The organism is Acidithiobacillus albertensis, from assembly GCF_001931655.1.
GTDB lineage: Bacteria > Pseudomonadota > Gammaproteobacteria > Acidithiobacillales > Acidithiobacillaceae > Acidithiobacillus > Acidithiobacillus thiooxidans.
In genome coordinates, this window is the sequence record NZ_MOAD01000117.1 from 1 (window position 1) to 1,135 (window position 1,135).

General features: G+C 50.4%; 2 protein-coding genes. One reads left to right on the forward strand and one right to left on the reverse strand.

Features of this window, described 5'->3' with window-relative positions:
• Nucleotides 1-432 (reverse strand): MFS transporter (locus BLW97_RS18420; protein WP_242947883.1); only part of this gene is annotated, 432 nt, incomplete at its 3' end.
• 312 nt (nt 433-744) lie between these two features.
• On the opposite strand from BLW97_RS18420, the gene BLW97_RS18425 reads away from it, so the two are divergent.
• The coding region (locus BLW97_RS18425; protein WP_143215010.1) for an oxygen-binding di-iron domain-containing protein at nt 745-1,135 on the forward strand (391 nt) is incomplete at its 3' end.

Sequence of the window (1,135 nt, forward strand, 5' to 3'; positions counted from 1 at the left end):
TCCTCGTTTTTCCCGAGGATAGGCTTCTACCAAAATCGCCTGTCCGACCGGTACGAGCGATGCCCCCAAAGCCCCTTGCATGAAGCGCCAAAAGACAATTTCCGTGAGACTGTGGGATTGTCCGCTCATGATCGAGCAGACCAGGAAGCCTGCCACGCTCCACAGGATGAGCTGCCGTTGTCCGAAACGTTCGACCAGCAATCCGGTCAGCGGGGTCACGATAACCATGGCCAACATGTAGGTAGTGAGTGCCCAGGTAATCTGATTGCTGTTGGCGTGAAGCGATCCCTCCATATGCGGCAATGCCACGTTGACAATCGTGATGTCCAGAACATTCATGATAATGCAAGCCATTACGGCGATGGTAATGGCAAGAAGATGTGGGCTCCCCGTTTCGTTGGAGTAACGGCTTTCCGACTTTGCTTGGTTCATCAGCATTATAGCGGCGCAGGTTCCGCACTAGAAGTTGTAAAAGAAAATACTCGATTTCCGGAAAACGTCGTAAGTGAGTCTATCCTGGTAAACCAGAAATCGCCAATTCGGGGCAGGACCAAGGCCCGTGCAAGAATAATTCTCCTTATCAAAACATATTATTACCAGATTGGTTCTTTTTTGATGGACGCGGCGCAGGCTCCCAAAAGTATTCTATGGAATCATTCGTATTATCGCGGATGATTATTAGGTACATTAGTTATTGAAAAATACTGTTGGGGTCTTGGGCTCACTTTAATGAGGAATCAGGCATTGAGCACGGTACTTTACGATAATGGCATCCATAAATGTATTGTCTTCACCGATCTGGTGGAGGGTGAAGGCATTCAAGCCAATCAGTTTCTCATCGTCCATAACGGCGAAGGTATGCTTCTGGACCCCGGTGGTAACCTCACCTACAAGAATCTGCTGGCAGAGATGGCCAGCTACTTCCTGCCGGCGCATCTGGACTATGTATTTGCCTCCCACGAGGACCCGGATATGGTTGCTTCTGCCAATGGATGGCTGCTGATTACCGACGCGAAGATTCTCATTGCCAACGAGTGGACCCGGTTTTTGCCGCACTTCTGCTCTAAAGGGATGACGGCGGGAAGGGTGATAGGCATCCCGCCGCAAGGTATGGAAGTGAATCTGGCGGGGCAGG